14 protein-coding genes, 1 pseudogene and 1 other annotated feature are annotated in these 16348 nt (G+C 29.3%); of the genes and pseudogenes, 14 read left to right on the top strand and 1 reads right to left on the bottom strand.

From position 1 onward, the window contains the following. Positions 1–9 precede the first annotated feature (9 nt). The gene (locus tag BM027_RS06720; RefSeq protein ID WP_090089943.1) at positions 10–1008 is read left to right on the top strand and encodes a LacI family DNA-binding transcriptional regulator; all 999 of its coding nucleotides are present in this window, start codon (positions 10–12) and stop codon (positions 1006–1008) included. Positions 1009–1089: 81 nt separating this feature from the next. Then, complete coding sequence (locus tag BM027_RS06715; RefSeq protein ID WP_090089941.1) at positions 1090–2478, top strand: MATE family efflux transporter; 1389 nt, start codon at positions 1090–1092, stop codon at positions 2476–2478. A 91-nt stretch (positions 2479–2569) separates the two neighbouring features. Here BM027_RS06715 and BM027_RS06710 read toward each other — a convergent pair whose 3' ends face one another. Next, a complete protein-coding gene (locus tag BM027_RS06710; RefSeq protein ID WP_090089939.1) occupies positions 2570–2755 on the bottom strand; it encodes a hypothetical protein in 186 nt (61 codons plus the stop codon). Positions 2756–2865: 110 nt separating this feature from the next. Here BM027_RS06710 and BM027_RS06705 point away from each other — a divergent pair, with 110 nt between their 5' ends. The 12 genes and pseudogenes from BM027_RS06705 (at position 2866) to metG (ending at position 16265) form a co-directional block, all read left to right on the top strand. Next, the gene (locus BM027_RS06705; protein WP_090089937.1) at positions 2866–3441 is read left to right on the top strand and encodes a nucleoside recognition domain-containing protein; all 576 of its coding nucleotides are present in this window, start codon (positions 2866–2868) and stop codon (positions 3439–3441) included. A gap of 13 nt (positions 3442–3454) precedes the next feature. Next, positions 3455–3982, top strand: coding sequence for a spore maturation protein (locus tag BM027_RS06700; protein WP_090089935.1), 528 nt, complete (start codon positions 3455–3457; stop codon positions 3980–3982). A gap of 198 nt (positions 3983–4180) precedes the next feature. Further along, complete coding sequence (locus BM027_RS06695; RefSeq protein WP_090089933.1) at positions 4181–4516, top strand: phasin family protein; 336 nt, start codon at positions 4181–4183, stop codon at positions 4514–4516. Between the two features lie 61 nt (positions 4517–4577). Beyond that, positions 4578–6188 carry an ABC1 kinase family protein gene (locus BM027_RS06690; RefSeq protein WP_090089930.1) on the top strand — a complete coding sequence of 537 codons (1611 nt, stop codon included), beginning with the start codon at positions 4578–4580 and terminating at the stop codon, positions 6186–6188. Between the two features lie 269 nt (positions 6189–6457). After that, positions 6458–8233, top strand: a complete 1776-nt coding sequence (locus BM027_RS06685) for an aminopeptidase P family protein (RefSeq protein WP_090089927.1) — start codon at positions 6458–6460, stop codon at positions 8231–8233. A 260-nt stretch (positions 8234–8493) separates the two neighbouring features. After that, positions 8494–9465: pseudogene (locus BM027_RS18875) on the top strand (HPr family phosphocarrier protein); the annotation flags it as partial. Positions 9466–9546: 81 nt separating this feature from the next. Beyond that, a complete protein-coding gene (locus BM027_RS18870; RefSeq protein WP_423230323.1) occupies positions 9547–10587 on the top strand; it encodes a sigma-54 interaction domain-containing protein in 1041 nt (346 codons plus the stop codon). Between the two features lie 175 nt (positions 10588–10762). Further along, the gene (locus BM027_RS06675) at positions 10763–11467 is read left to right on the top strand and encodes an MIP/aquaporin family protein (RefSeq protein WP_090089923.1); all 705 of its coding nucleotides are present in this window, start codon (positions 10763–10765) and stop codon (positions 11465–11467) included. A 333-nt stretch (positions 11468–11800) separates the two neighbouring features. Beyond that, complete coding sequence (gene dhaK / locus BM027_RS06670; RefSeq protein ID WP_090089920.1) at positions 11801–12796, top strand: dihydroxyacetone kinase subunit DhaK; 996 nt, start codon at positions 11801–11803, stop codon at positions 12794–12796. Positions 12797–12821: 25 nt separating this feature from the next. Next, on the top strand, positions 12822–13457 hold the full coding sequence (dhaL, locus tag BM027_RS06665; RefSeq protein WP_090089917.1) for a dihydroxyacetone kinase subunit DhaL: 636 nt from the start codon (positions 12822–12824) through the stop codon (positions 13455–13457). A 5-nt stretch (positions 13458–13462) separates the two neighbouring features. Then, positions 13463–13852, top strand: a complete 390-nt coding sequence (dhaM, locus tag BM027_RS06660) for a dihydroxyacetone kinase phosphoryl donor subunit DhaM (protein ID WP_090089914.1) — start codon at positions 13463–13465, stop codon at positions 13850–13852. A 183-nt stretch (positions 13853–14035) separates the two neighbouring features. Then, positions 14036–14275 (top strand) — a binding site (T-box leader). 61 nt (positions 14276–14336) lie between these two features. Continuing rightward, complete coding sequence (metG, locus tag BM027_RS06655; RefSeq protein WP_090089911.1) at positions 14337–16265, top strand: methionine--tRNA ligase; 1929 nt, start codon at positions 14337–14339, stop codon at positions 16263–16265. Positions 16266–16348 lie beyond the last annotated feature (83 nt).

The raw sequence follows: 16348 nt of genomic DNA, 5'->3' as shown, positions 1-16348 counted from the left end.
GAATAAAAAATGGCTATTTCTATTAAAGATGTTGCAAGAGAAGCAGGAGTTTCAATAGCAACAGTTTCTAGAGTGTTAAACGATATCGATGTCGTTAATGAAGATACTAAGAAAAAAGTAGTGGATGCAATAAAATTGCTGGGATATAGACCTAATATAATAGCGAGAAGCTTAAAGACTCAAAAAACAAAAACGATAGGAATATTATTACCCGATGTGTCTAATCAATTTTATCCAGAAATTGTTAGAGGCGCAGAAGATGTATCTAATATATATGATTATAATGTAATCCTATGTAATTCAGATCTTGATGTAGAAAAGGAAAAGGAATATCTAAGAGTTCTTAGAGAGAAGATGGTTGATGGAGTACTTTATATGAGTAGCTCGCTTCAAGAAGAAATATTAGAATTAATTAATGAGTTAGACCTAAAGACAGTACTTGTTGAAACAAAAGATAAGGATGGTAGACTTCCAAGTGTTACTATTGATAACATAAAAGGATGCTATGATAGCACAAAGTATTTAATTGGAAAAGGATTAAAAAATATTGCATTCGTAGGAACAGAAAAGGATAACATGAATGCATGGGGAGATAGATACATAGGATACGAAAATGCTATGAAAGAAGCAGGAATCAATATAGATACTGATTTAGTATATTTTGATACAATTAAAGTTAAGTCAGGATATGAAGCAGTAGATGAATTCATAAGAAGAGATAAAAAAATTGATGGTGTTGTATGTGCTTCAGATGATATTGCAATGGGAGTTATAAATAGATTAAGAGAAAAGGGATATAATGTTCCAAAAGATGTGAGCGTTATTGGATTTAATGATAATTATGTCGCATCAGTTTTTTATCCTAAGATAACAACTATTTCTCAACCAACATATGATATGGGATCTGTTGCTATGAGGATGCTTATAAAGCTCTTAAATCAAAAAGAATTGGAAGAAGCACATTATGTGTTAGATCATGAGTTGATAGAGAGAGAAAGCACAATTTAATTAATATAAAATATAAACTAAGATAAGGGAGTATGGACAAGATCGATACTTCCTTATTTGTAGTTAATAAGGAGTATATTTATGGATAGTCAGAGAAGATTAGGTGAAATGAACATAGGAAAATTAATATTAGAATTTTCAGTTCCAGCTATTATAGGTATGATGGTTAACACATTATATAATATAATAGACAGAATATTTATTGGACATATAGAAGGAATAGGGAAAATTGCAATGGCAGGTGTTGGAATAACGATGCCTTTAATGACTATAATTTTAGCATTCGGTATGTTAATAGGTATTGGAACTGCAACCAAGATATCTATAAAGCTTGGACAAAATGATAAAGAAGGTGCAGAAAAACATTTAGGAAATGCATTTACTTTGATTATAATAATAAGCATTTTATTAACCATATTTGGAATTTTATTTACTAACCCACTTTTGAAAATGTTCGGAGCAAGTGACAGTACTATAGTATATGGTGAACAATTTATTCAAGTAATTTTTATAGGATGTATATTTAATATGATAAGTTTTGGACTTAATCATTCAATTAGAAGTGACGGAAGTCCTAAGATAGCTATGGCATCTATGCTTATCAGTGCTATTATTAATATCATTTTAGACCCAATATTTATATTTGGATTCGGATTAGGGGTTAGAGGTGGTGCCCTAGGAACTGTTGTTGCACAAATTGTAAGTAGTATTTGGATTTTATACTATTTTACTAAAGGTTCTAGTATTCTTAAGATTAGAAAGAAAAATTTAAAGCTTGATAAGGAAGTAGTATTAAGCATTTTCGCTATAGGAATAAGTCCATTTAGTATGCAACTTGCACAAAGTGCAGTACAAATAGCTTCAAATAATTCGTTGCAAGTATATGGTGGAGATTTAGCTGTAAGTGCGATGACAATAATAAATAGTTTGGCTATGATATTTTTAATGCCTATTTTTGGATTAAACCAAGGACTTCAACCTATAATTGGATATAACTTTGGTGCTAAAAAATATGGTAGAGTTAAGCAAGCTGTAAAATATGGGATTATTACAGCTACTATAATAGTAGTAACTGGATTTATAGTGATTGAAGTTTTTTCAGAAAAATTAGTCATGATTTTTAATAGTGATCCTTCACTTATAGATGCTACTTCCCATGGAATGAAAATATTCTTATCTATGCTACCTCTTATAGGTGGACAAATTATAGTAACTAATTATTTTCAATCAATTGGAAGAGTTAAGATATCAATGTTCCTAAGCTTATTAAGACAGGTTATAATATTAATTCCTCTTCTTTTAATTATTCCAATATTTGAAGGATTAAATGGAGTGTGGATGGCTGGAGCGATGTCTGACTTTTTATCTGTTATAATTACATTTATTGTATTTGTTAGAACGTCAAAAGAAATATTTGGAGATAAGGAAGGTAAAGACATTATACTAGATAAGGCATATTCAAAAAAATAACAATGTTATTTAATATAATTACTAATATAATAAAAAACTCCCAATGGGAGTTTTTTTTGTTACCAAATATGTAATTGGTATTTTATATTGTCTAAAGGATTCCTTCAGTTTTTAAAATATCTTCTAATTTTTGAACTGTTTCTGATAAAGAAATAAATTTTTCTTTTAACTGTTCTCTTGAAGGTGTGTTTGTATTAAGAGATTTTTCCATGTCTTGTACAGTTTTAAGAGCTTCTTCTATATCTTGTTGAGCTATTTTTAAAGTTTCTTCCTTCATAAAGTGTCTCCTTTTAGTAAAATTATATTTAATTACCTATATCCTATCACTACTAAAAAATAAGTGCAAGGCATATAAATGTAAAGAATAATTAGATTTTGGAGGAGAAAATGATAAATTATATTTGGTTTTTTATGATTTTCCTTGGTGTTTTAGTTGGGTTAATAAGTGGAAATGGAGAAATAATTTCCAAAGCAATAGTTAATTCGTCAGGCAGTACTGTTACTTTTATAATTGAACTCACCGGAATTATGTGTTTTTGGTGTGGAGTTATGAAAGTAGCTGAAAAAAGTGGACTTACAGATAAATTATCTAAAATTCTAAAACCTTTATTGAAGCTTATATTTAAAGATGCAGCAAAGGATGAAAAAGCTTTAGGAGCCATAGTTATGAATCTTACAGCTAATATGATGGGATTATCTAATGCAGCAACGCCTTTTGGCATTAGAGCTATGGAAGAAATGGATAGACTCAATAAAGATAAAGAAAAGCCATCCAACGATATGGTGCTTTTCTTAGTTTTAAATGCAGCTTGTATACAAATAGTACCTTCAACAATTATATCTATAAGGGCAGCGTGTAATTCAGTTAATCCTGGAATAATAATATTGCCAGCTCTTATATCTACAGCAACAGCAGCAACAGTTGGAGTGCTTTGCTCTAAGATATTACAAAGATATTTTTAGAAGGAGAGTAGACATGATTAATTATTTAAGTAAAAGTATTATTCCAATAATTTTTTTAATAATAGTAACTTATGGAATGATCAAAGGAAAAAAAGTTTATGAGTGGTTTATAGAAGGTGCTAAGGAAGGACTAGGTGTATGTTTAAGAATATTTCCGTATCTTTTAGCAATGATTATTGCAGTTCAAATATTTAAAGAAGCTAAACTTTTAGATATTCTAAATAATTTAATATCACCTTTGGGAAATTTAATAGGGTTACCAAAGGAAATAATACCATTAATACTTATTAAACCTCTCTCAGGAAGTGGAGCAATTGGAGTATTTACAGATATCATAAAGAGTTTTGGAGCAGACACAAAAATAGGACTAATTTCTTCTGTTATTATGGGAACAACAGAAACAATATTTTATACAATTACAGTTTACTTTGGGGCAGTAAAAGTAAAGAAAATAAGACATACTTTATGGGCTGCTATTTTTGCAGATTTAACAGCTATAATAATGGCTATTTTTATGGTCAATTTATTTATATTTAAATAATATTAAATATTTAAACATATAATAATATCTATTTAATTAATACTTTAATTGAAATTTATATTGAAATATAAATTTTATAAATATAGACGACAATGAAGGTATTCTCTTTTTACTGTAATAATTATAAAACTATTATTTATTTGGAGATGCCTTATTAAAGTAAAATATAACTAAATATGAATTTAGGAGATGGTTGTAATGATTAAAGAAGCAAAAAATTTATTTGTTGCTATGGTAGGGGCAACTACAATGACTTATGAAAAGGCTAATGAAGTAATAAATAATTTAGTTGAAAAGGGTAAAGTAACTATTGAAGAAGGTAAGGAATTGTCAGAAGAATTAAAAAGGGAAGTAAAGGCAAAAACAGATACTGTAAAATGCAAAGCTAATGAAAAAATTCAAGAAATAAAACCAATCACTAAGGAAGATATGTGTGAAGTTCTTGAAAATTTTAATTTTGTAACTAAGGAAGAATTATTAGAACTTAAAAATAGAGTTATTATATTAGAAGAAAAATTAAGAGAAAAAGAATAATAAGGTTATAAAGAAAGCCTCCTTTTGACATGGAGGTTTTTTTCTAAGGAGGAACATTTTTATGGCTAGGAAGTCTTCAGAAAGGTTTAAAAAGATAATAAAAGTTTTTGCAAGCTATGGGTTCGAATATATTTTTGATAGTAAGCATATAGAAGATAAGAAATCTCCTGTAAATTTAAGAAAAGCTTTTGAAGAATTAGGACCAACATTTATTAAGTTAGGTCAAATTTTAAGTACAAGACCAGATATTATATCTCAAGAATATATTGAGGAATTAATAAAATTACAAGACTCCGTGCCTAAAGAAGACTTTGAAGTTATAAAAACTGTTTTTGAAAGTACATTAAATGTTTCTTTAGAAGAATGTTTTGAATATATTAATTATAATCCGGTAGCATCTGCATCTATAGCACAGGTTCATGAGGGAATATTAAAAGATGGTAGAGATGTAGTAATAAAAATACAAAGACCAGATATTTATGAACAAATTCATCTAGATATTTCAATACTAATTAGAATTTTTAAATTAGCAAAAACAAAGATAGTTATGCCGATTGATCCATTAGAAGCATTGCAAGAGATACAAAGCATCGCAGAGGATGAATTAAATTTTATTTTAGAAGGGGAAAATATTGGGAAATTTAGAGATTATAATAAAAATATAGCATCAGTTTATGCACCGTATGTAGTTAAAGAACTATCGAGTGATAAAGTTTTAGTATTAGAAAAAATAGATGGATTTAAAATAAATCAGTTAGATATGATTTCTGAAAATGGATATGATAATAAAGATGTTGCAAAGAAATTAGCATTATCATATTGTAAGCAAATATTTGAAGATGGATTTTTTCATGGAGATCCACATCCAGGAAATTTATTAATAAATGATGGAAAGATATGTTTTATTGATTTTGGAATAGTTGGACAATTAAATAGTGGTATAAAAAAAATATTAAATAATGTTATGATTGCTATAGCAACAAAAGACAAAGAAAAATTAGTAAACTGCATATTATCAGTGGCAATAAAAAAAGGAAAAGTTAATAGAATGCATTTATATGATGGAGTATCATATATGTTTGATGCATATTTGACAACAGCTATAAAGAACATAAAAATATCAGTATTGTTGCAAGAGGTGTTTATTTTAGCGAGAGATAATAACCTACAATTACCGAGAGAGCTAGTAGCATTAACAAGAGGACTTATAATTTTAGAAGGTGTCGTAACAGAGATAGATCCAGAATTAGAAATTATAGAGGTTATAAATCCTTTCATAAAGGCTAAAAATAAAACTATGATTTTAAACTTTTTACAAAGCGAAGATTTGTTGATTTCTCTATATTCTTTTGGCAGAGATAGTATACAGATTCCTTCTAAAACTTTGGAATTATTAACTAAGTTATGTGCTGGAGAAGGAAAATTACAATTAAGAATTAAAGATAGAAATATTATACTGCAAGAAATAAATAAAATGATAAATAAAATTACTGCAGGTGTTTTGGTTGCTGCCTTAATAATAGGTTCTTCAATGATAATGAGTACTAATGTAGGTCCTAAATATAATGGCGTATCACTAATTGGAGCAATTGGATATTTAATATCAGCGATTTTTGCAATAGGCCTATTAGTGAGCATGATTAGGACTAGAGATTTTAAATATAGGAAGTAAATCTAATTTTATATTAAAGAAAATTAGATATATCATATAATTATAGATAGTAAATTTAAAGGTGAATATATAAGAGGTATAGATACAATAATATGATTTGCAACAAGAATAGCATAATAATAAAACTTGGGATGAAATCATTAATATTTCCAAGTTAGAATATCCTTAATTTGTGATATAATTAAGAGGATGCCAAGACAATATTGGTATCCTCTTTTTCTAAGTTTAAATTGATTAATTTATTTTTATAAAGAAAGGTAAGGAATTATATGAGGATAGCAGATAGAATACAAAAATTGAGAGAAATAATGATAAGGGAAAATATAGATTACTATGTAGTGCCAAGCGGAGACTTTCATCAAAGTGAATACGTAGCAGAGCATTTTAAATCAAGAGCTTATATAACAGGATTTACTGGTTCAGCTGGAACTGCTTTAATAGGGAAAGAAAAAGCGATTCTTTGGACTGATGGAAGATACTTTATTCAAGCAGAACAACAATTAGAGGGTTCGGGTATAGAACTTTATAAGATGAAGATTCCAGGATGGCCAACATTAGAGCAATGGTTAATGGAAAACATGAATGATGGAGAAACTTTAAGTTTTGACGGAAGATTATTTTCAATAAATCAATATAAAGAATTTAAAAACATAGAAGATAAAAAAAATATTAAAATATCTATGGATAAAGATTTAATTCAAGAGTTATGGACAGATAAACCTGAGCTTCCTAAAGAAAAGGCATTTTTACATGATGTAAAATATTGTGGTAAGTCTGCTAAGGAAAAGATTAAAGAAGTAAGATATGAAATGAAAAAGATGAGTGGAGAATCATACATTATATCATCATTAGATGATATTGCATGGCTTTTTAATATTAGAGGAAATGATGTGAAGAATACTCCAGTAGTTTTAGCTTATGCAGTAATTAATCAAAATGAAGCAACACTATATATTGATAAAGAGAAGATTTCAACTCAAGATGAAAAATCGCTAAATTTAGAAGGAGTTACAATAAAAAATTATGAAGATATATTTGTAGCTGTTAAAGATATAAAAAATAGCGTTATATTAGATCCAAATAAAGTTAGTGGATATATATATAAGCAAATAAAAGATGATGTGAAAATTGTAGAAGATATAAATATAACAACTAAATTAAAGGCTATAAAAAATTCTACAGAAATACAAAGTCTTAAAGATTGCCAAATAAAAGATGGAGTAGCCATGGTAAGATTTCTAAAATGGCTTAAAGAAAATGTAGGTAAACAGAAGATTACAGAACTTACTGTAGCTGATAAATTATTAGAATTTAGAAATAACGGAGAACTTTTTATTGAAGAAAGTTTTGGTACAATTGCAGGATATAAAGATCATGCAGCTATGATGCATTATTCAGCAAATGAAGATAGCGCATATGAATTAAAACAAGAAGGAATATTATTAGTTGATTGTGGTGGACAGTATTTAGATGGAACTACTGATATAACAAGAAGTTTTATTTTAGGAAAATTAACTGAAGAAGAAAAAAGAGATTTTACATTAGTATTAAAATCACATATTAATCTTATGAAAACCAAATTTTTAAAAGGTACATCAGGTTCAAACATAGATATAATGGCAAGAAAAACTTTATGGAATGAAGGATTAGATTATAAGTGTGGAACAGGACATGGAGTTGGATTTTTCTTAAGTGTTCATGAAGGACCACAAACTATAAGTCCAGTTCCAAACAAAGTAGCATTAGAACCAGGAATGATTTTAACTAATGAGCCAGGGATATATAGAGAAGGAAAACATGGAATAAGGACAGAAAATGTTATGGTGGTAGTGGAAGATAAAGAAAGCAAAGAATTTGGACAATTTTATAAATTCCAAGTTATGTCTTATTGTCCTATAGATTTAGATGGAATAGAAGAATCATTATTAAATGAAGAAGAAAAAGAATGGCTAAATAATTACCATAAGGAAACTTGCGAAAAGTTAATTCCTTATTTAAATGAAGAGGAAAAGAAATTCCTTGGTAAAGTAACTAAAGCAATATAGCAAATGCTTAAAGCCGTCGAATTGTTGACGGCTGTTATTTTCTTTGATAAATTCTATTTTAGGTAGGTTAAGTTTTTTAATTTTTATTCCCTCTATGTTGTTAATTTAGTGGGTAGTATAATTTGGGTTGAATTTTTAAAAAGTTAATATGAAGAGGTTTTCAGTAAGCGACTTCAATGTTAAACTAAGTTATAACAAAATAATAATTTGATTTTAAAAATCTATATTTGTAAAAGTATTGATGGATTAGAGGTGCAAATATGAGAATTGTTAAAGAGATAAAGATTAATTATCTCAAAGGTTTACATCCTAGAGCTGTTGCTATGATTGTTAGAAAAGCTTTTGATTTAGAACAAATATATGATGTTAAGATAATGGTTAAAGTTAAAGGAAAAGGAGAAATACCAGCAACAGCAATAATGGCATTTATGCTTTTAAAAATAAAAGCAGGAGAAAAATTAACATTAATAATAGAAGGAAAAGAAAATGTAGAATTAGCTTTAATGAATATGGAATCATGCTTATTAAGAAATTTTGATGAAATTGGTTACCTTGAAATGAAAGAAATAGATTTAATAATTAATGAAAGCACGATTACAATGGACCATATTTTTAATAGTATTTCTAATGGAATACTTGTTACAGATGAGAATAATATAATAACTATGCTAAACAAATCAGCTGAGGAGATACTTAATACTTCAAGTGAATTTATAATAGGCAAGCTAGCTAAGGATTGCATACCAAATTCTAAGTTGCATTTAGTAGGAAAAGATAGTTCAGTGTCTATTTCAAAGCAAGAAGTTGGAGATATAGCAATTTTAACTTCAAGAAATCCTATATATATAAATGGTATTTTTAAGGGGGCGGTAGCTGTTTTTGAAGACATATCTAAACTTGAACAAGTAACAGATGAACTATTGGTAGTCAAGGAAATGAAAGAAAAACTCCAATTAATATTAGAATCAGTACGAGATGGAATTTGTGTATTGGATAGATACGGATACATATCTTATGCTAATTCGGCATATTTAGAAATATTAAAAGAAGATAAAAGTATTTTAGGAAAACACATTGATAAAATTTCTCCAAATGGTATAAGAAAGAAAGTGTTTTTAACTGGTAAAAGTGAAATAGGACAAGTAAGGCATAAAGACAAAAACATTGATATTGTTGCTTCGGTATATCCTATAATTGTAAATAAAAATGTTGTTGGTATACTATCTATAATTAAAGATTTAAGTACTGTAGAGAAGTTAACAGAACGTTTGACAACAATATCTGAAAAAGCTGATTATTTAGAAGGTGAATTAATTAGAGCTAAGAAACCAGATAAAGCATTTGATAGATTTATCGGAAAAAGTGGAAAGGTTTTAGATGTGTTAGCTTTAGCCACAAAATCAGCAAAAAGTTCAGCTACAGTACTTATTAGAGGAGATAGTGGAACAGGAAAGGAACTAATAGCAGAGGGAATACATTATGCTAGTGAAAGAAGTAAAGGACCGTTTATAAGAGTTAATTGTGCAGCTATACCAGAAAACTTAATAGAAAGTGAGTTATTTGGACATGAAAAAGGATCGTTCACAGGAGCCATAAAGAGAAAGCTTGGTAAGTTTGAATTAGCTCAAAATGGTACTATTTTTTTAGATGAAATAGGTGAAATGGATAAAAATACTCAAGCAAAAATTCTTAGAGTGTTACAATATAAGGAATTTCAACGGGTTGGAGGAGAAGAAACTATAAAGGTAGATGTTAGAGTGATAGCCGCAACTCATAGAAATTTAGAAGACATGTTAAGAGAAGGAGAATTTAGGGAAGATCTTTATTATAGATTAAATGTAATTCCTATATTTATTCCAGCACTAAAAGATAGATCAGAAGACATTCCTATATTAGTAGATCATTTCATAAATAAATTTCAAAAAGATGGAGAATTAAAACAAGTATCAAAGGATGTAATGAATACATTTATGAATTATTCTTGGAATGGAAATGTAAGAGAGTTAGAGAATATAATAGAAAGAATATTAGCATTGAAAGAGGGCGAAATTATAGGATTAAAGGATATACCTTTATATATTAAAGAAGAAACTTTAAAAGTTAAACAGGGACATATCAAGACTTTTCAAGAAAACAATATAAGTAAAAGTGAAATTTTAGATAAAATAGAAAATATAGAAGAAATTTTGCCTATGAAAACATATGAAAAATTGATAATTGAAAAAGCTTTAAGAAAATATGGAAGTTATAATGCAGCTGGAAAGATTTTAGGGCTGAATCATAAAACAATTGCTGCTAAGGCAAAAGAGTTTGGGATAGAAAAAAGAATTAATTGGGAAAAAAGACCAAAATAAACGTTTTCACTTGGTGTTTTTAACCAAGAAGATATATAAATACCAGCAATTATAATTTGGCGAAGTGGTGAAAGGTACTGTTTGTCCTAAATTTAACAAAGTATAAAACTTGGCATAGTAATTGCTATAAATAAAGGTGTAAATAAAATATTTTATAAATGGGAGGTATTATATTATGTCAATTTTTATGGCTGAATTAATCGGAACAATGTTACTTATACTTCTAGGAGACGGAGTTGTTGCAAACGTTGCCTTGAAAAATTCAAAGGGTTCAAATTCAGGATGGATAGTTATAACAACTGGTTGGGCTTTAGCAGTAGCAATTCCAGCACTTATGTTTGGAACATACAGCGGAGCTCATTTCAACCCAGCATTAACTGTAGCACTTGCTGCAATAGGAAGTATACCTTGGTCAGTAGTTCCTGAATATTTCGCAGGTGAATTCTTAGGAGGATTCTTAGGCGCTGTATTAGTATTCATTATGTATTACGATCAATTCGCAGCAACTGAAGATAAAGCTTCTAAATTAGGAGTTTTTGCGACAGGACCAATGACAAGAAATACTGCAATTAACTTCATTGCTGAGGTTATTGGAACATTTGCATTAGTATTTGGTATCTTATTATTAGGCGCTAATAAAATGGCACCAGGTCTTAATACATTATGTGTTGGTGGATTAATATTTGTAATAGGTTTAAGTTTAGGTGGACCTACAGGATACGCAATTAACCCTGCCAGAGATTTATCACCAAGAATAGCACATGCAATTTTACCTATACCAGATAAAGGTGATTCAGATTGGGGATATGCTTGGATTCCAGTTGTAGCTCCAATTGTTGGTGGATTAATAGGAGCATTCTTATATCAAGCAATCATATAGTAGTAAATAATTAACTTAAAAAATAAATAAAATAGCAAGGCCTTGTTAGAGCAAATATAACAAGGCCTAAGCTATATTATTTAGGAAATGCTTAATATTGAAAATAAAGAGTTTACATAGCAAATAATTGATATATTATAATAATTATTTGAAAATAAAAAGACAAAAATAAGGTCTTGTTGGATTGAATCGTTGATACTATGAATTGAGTGAATACAAGAATTTGTTAAATTAAGTATTTAATAATTGTTACAATTGTATTATTTTAAATTTCATATAAACGTATGATGTCTGATAGGATCTTAAATTATATTATTTAGGAGGAGCTTAATAATGAAGAAGTTAATAAATAATCCAAATAATGTCTTATCAGATATGTTAGATGGTATTGTAGCAGCACATCCAGAGTATTTAAAAAAATTGGATAATGCGAATGTCTTAGTTAGATCTAAGAAGGTTGAAAATAAAGTTGCTATAGTAAGTGGTGGAGGAAGTGGACACGAACCAGCACATGGTGGATATGTTGGCTTCGGAATGTTAGATGGTGCTGTATGTGGAGAAGTATTTACATCTCCTACACCAGATCAAGTATATGAGGCAATTAAAGCTACAGACAATGGAAATGGTGTTCTTCTTGTTATAAAAAATTATACTGGAGATGTCATGAACTTTGAAATGGCAAAGGAAATGGCTGAAATGGAAGGCATAAAGGTAGAAGAAGTAATTGTAAATGATGATGTTGCTGTTGAAAATAGCTTATATACAGCTGGTAGAAGAGGTATTGCAGGAACAATATTTGTTCATAAAATATCTGGAGCAAAAGCTGAAAGTGGAGCAAACTTAGAAGAGGTAAAGAGAGTTGCTGAAAAAACAATTCAAAATGTTAGAAGTATGGGAATGTCTTTATCTTCTTGCATAGTACCAGCAGCAGGAAAGGCTAATTTTACATTAGGTGAAGATGAAGTTGAAATCGGAATGGGAATACATGGAGAACCAGGAACTCATAGAGAAAAGATTTCAACTGCTGACCAAGTAGCAGAGCACTTAGTAAGCAAAATTCTAGATGATATTAGTATAGTAAATGGTGATGAAGTGGCTGTTATGATAAATGGTTTAGGCTCAACACCATATATGGAGTTATATATTATAAATAAAAAGGTTAATAAAATTTTAAAAGATAAAGGGATAAATATCCATAAAACTTTTGTAGGTGAGTTCATGACATCTTTAGAAATGGCAGGATTTTCTATTTCAGTATTGAAACTTGATAATGAATTGAAAAATTTACTTGATGCGAAAGCTGATACTCCAGGATTTAAAGTATTTTAAGAATGTATCATAAGGAGGTTCCAATATGGTAACAGTTAAAGACGTAAAAGATATTCTAATGAAAATTAATATGGTTATAGAAGAAAATAAATTATATTTAAGCGAATTAGATGCAGCAATTGGAGATGGAGATCATGGTTTAAACATGAACAAGGGATTTAAAGCTGTTATTGAAAAGGTTAAAGATTTACCAGATACTGATTTGGGTAATATACTAAAAAGTTCGGGAATGGCATTGGTTACAAATGTAGGAGGAGCGTCAGGTCCGTTATATGGAACAGCATTTATGAAGGGATCGATGGTAGTATCAAACAAGAACTCTATGGATATAAATGATTTTGTAGAACTTTTAAAAGAGGCTTTAGCAGGAATAAAAATGCGTGGTAAGGCTCAAGAAGGTGAAAAGACAATGATTGATGCTTTGTCACCAGCAATTAAGGCGGGCCAAAAAGCACTTGAAGAGGAGAAGTTTACAAATGAAGTTTTAATTGCCATTAGAGATGCTGCAAAAAGTGGTATGGAGTATACTAAAAGTATAATTGCAACAAAAGGTAGAGCAAGCTATGTAGGAGAAAGAAGTATAGGACATCAAGATGCAGGTGCTACGTCAATGTATCTAATACTTAATACTATAACAAAAGAATTAGTTAAAGAGGGGTAATATATATGGTTGGAATAGTAATTGTATCTCATAGTAATTTAGTTGCTAAGGGAGTTAAAGAACTTGCGCTTCAAATGTCTCCAGAAGTTAATATTGCTGAAGCAGGTGGCACTTTTGATGGAAGGATAGGCACTGATATATCAAAAATAACTGATGCTATAGAAACAGTATATAGTGATAGTGGAGTTCTTATATTATTTGATTTAGGAAGTGCTTTTATGAATACTGAGATGGCAATAGAATTTTTAGATGATGCTATGAAGGACAATATTGAAATTGTAGATGCTCCTTTAGTAGAAGGTGCAATTACAGCAGCTGTTGAAGCTAGTATGAATAAATCATTACTAGATATAAAAGAAGTACTTAAGCCTATGGCTTTAAATAAAATGCCTTAAGGCACATTCAAAAAAAGAGGTTGGATTTTCAACCTCTTTTTTAATGAAAATATTTGACAGCTAAAGTAATTTATTTTATTATATATTTATATAAGGCATTGTAAAATAAATAACTAGTCAAAAATTCTTAGGATTTTTTGAACTAGACAAGGAAGTTGAATGCAGTTAATTATTTGGAAATGCCTAAATGCAATGAAGAGAAGAGTAATGAAATAGAAGCCTTAAAGAGAACTGATGGTTGGTGAAATTCAGTGGTTATAAATTTCATGAACATGGACTTGGAGCATATTTCCCGAGCAATATTTAAGTTAAGGAAGTACGGTAGCAACCGTTATACTGCAAGGTGATGATAGTCACCTAATGAGTTATTTATTGCGAGATAAATAAAAAATAGAGTGGTAGCACGTATAATACGTCTCTATATAGGATTTAATACCTATATAGAGACTTTTTTATTTAGAAAAAATTTAGGAGGCATAAGCAAATGAGTAAAAAACCATACTATATAACTACACCAATTTATTATCCATCAACTAAACTGCATATAGGAAATACCTATACTACAGTTGCTGCTGATGCAATTGCAAGGTTCAAAAGACTTACAGGATATGATGTTATGTTCTTAACAGGAACAGATGAACATGGTCAAAAAATTCAAAGAGTAGCAGAAGAAAAAGGTATTACTCCAAAAGAGCATGTAGATGAAATCGTTGCTGGAATTAAAGATCTTTGGGAAATGATGAATATAAGTTATGACAAATTTATTAGAACTACTGATGATTATCATATCAAGGCAGTTCAAGATATATTTAAAAAACTATATGATCAAGGAGATATATATAAGAGTTCCTATGAAGGTTTATATTGTACACCTTGTGAATCATTTTGGACTGATACTCAATTAGTAAATGGTAATTGCCCAGACTGCGGTAGACCAGTTGAAAAGTCAAAAGAAGAAGCATACTTCTTTAAAATGAGTAAATATGCAGATAGATTAATAAAGTATATAGAAGAAAATCCAGATTTTATACAACCAGAATCAAGAAAGAATGAAATGTTAAATAATTTCTTAAAACCAGGGCTTCAAGATTTATGTGTTTCAAGAACTAGTTTTGACTGGGGAATTCCAGTAACATTTGATGAAAAGCATGTTGTATATGTTTGGATAGATGCATTATCAAATTATATAACAGCACTTGGATATGGTTCAGATAATACAGAGTTATATCAAAAATATTGGCCAGCAGATGTACATTTAATAGGAAAGGATATTTTAAGATTCCATACTATTTATTGGCCAATAATGCTAATGGCATTAGATTTACCACTTCCTAAAAAGGTATTTGGTCATGGATGGCTTTTAGTTGATGGTGGAAAGATGTCAAAATCAAAAGGTAATGTTGTAGATCCAGTGGTATTAGTTAATGAATTTGGAGTGGACGCTGTAAGATACTACTTACTTAAAGAAATTCCATTTGGTGCAGATGGATTATTTAATAATGAAATATTTATAAAGAAGATAAATTCTGATCTTTGTAATGACTTAGGTAATCTTTTATCTAGAACAGTTGCTATGGTTGAGAAGTATTTTGGTGGAGAGATGCCTGCACAATCAGAAAAAGAATCTATTGATGATGAGTTAATAAACTTAGCATTATCAGCACCAGCTAAAATTGAAGCATCAATTGAAAAACTAAATATACCAGAAGCTTTGGAGCACGTTTTTGAATTAATAGGTAGAGCTAATAAGTATATAGATGAAACAACACCATGGATATTAGCTAAAGATGAAAGTAAAAAAGATAGACTTGGAACAGTTCTTTACAATTTAGCTGAAAGTCTTAGATTTGCATCAGTAATGATTTCTGCATTTTTACCTGATACAGCAAAAAAAATTAATGAACAAATTAATACTTCAGAAGTTTCATGGGATTCATTAAAATCATTTGATGGAACAAAGTCAGGTATTAAGGTAGTTAAGGCAGAAAATTTATTTCCAAGAATAGATGTTGAAAAAAAGCTTGAAGAATTAGAGGCATTAAAGGTAGCTCAAGCACCAATTAAGAGAGAAATTAAACCAATAAAAGAAGAAATAACTATCGATGATTTTGAAAAAATTGATTTAAGAGTAGTTAAGGTAATCGCTTGTGAACCTATAAAGGGAGCTAAAAAATTATTGAAATTAAAAGTAGATTTAGGCGGGGAAGAAAGACAAGTGGTTTCAGGAATATCTAAATACTATAAGCCTGAAGAATTAGTAGGCAAAAATGTAGTATTAGTTGCAAACTTAAAACCAGTAAAGCTTAGAGGAGAACTTTCTCAAGGGATGATACTTGCAGCAGCAACAGATGATGATAGTATATTGTCATTAGTAGATCCAGGAGATCTTGTAACTGGAAGTGAAGTTAGATAGTTTTTGAATAGGCCTAAAATTAAAGCAATCTTCTATTTAGTTAGAAGGTTGCTTTAAAAAAAGCTTTTGAAGGAGGAAAATAG

The organism is Clostridium uliginosum (genome assembly GCF_900112485.1).
GTDB classification, from domain to species: Bacteria; Bacillota; Clostridia; order Clostridiales; family Clostridiaceae; genus Clostridium; species Clostridium uliginosum.
The sequence above is the reverse complement of the archived record's forward strand: the minus strand, read 5'-3'. Positions and strand labels throughout refer to the sequence as shown.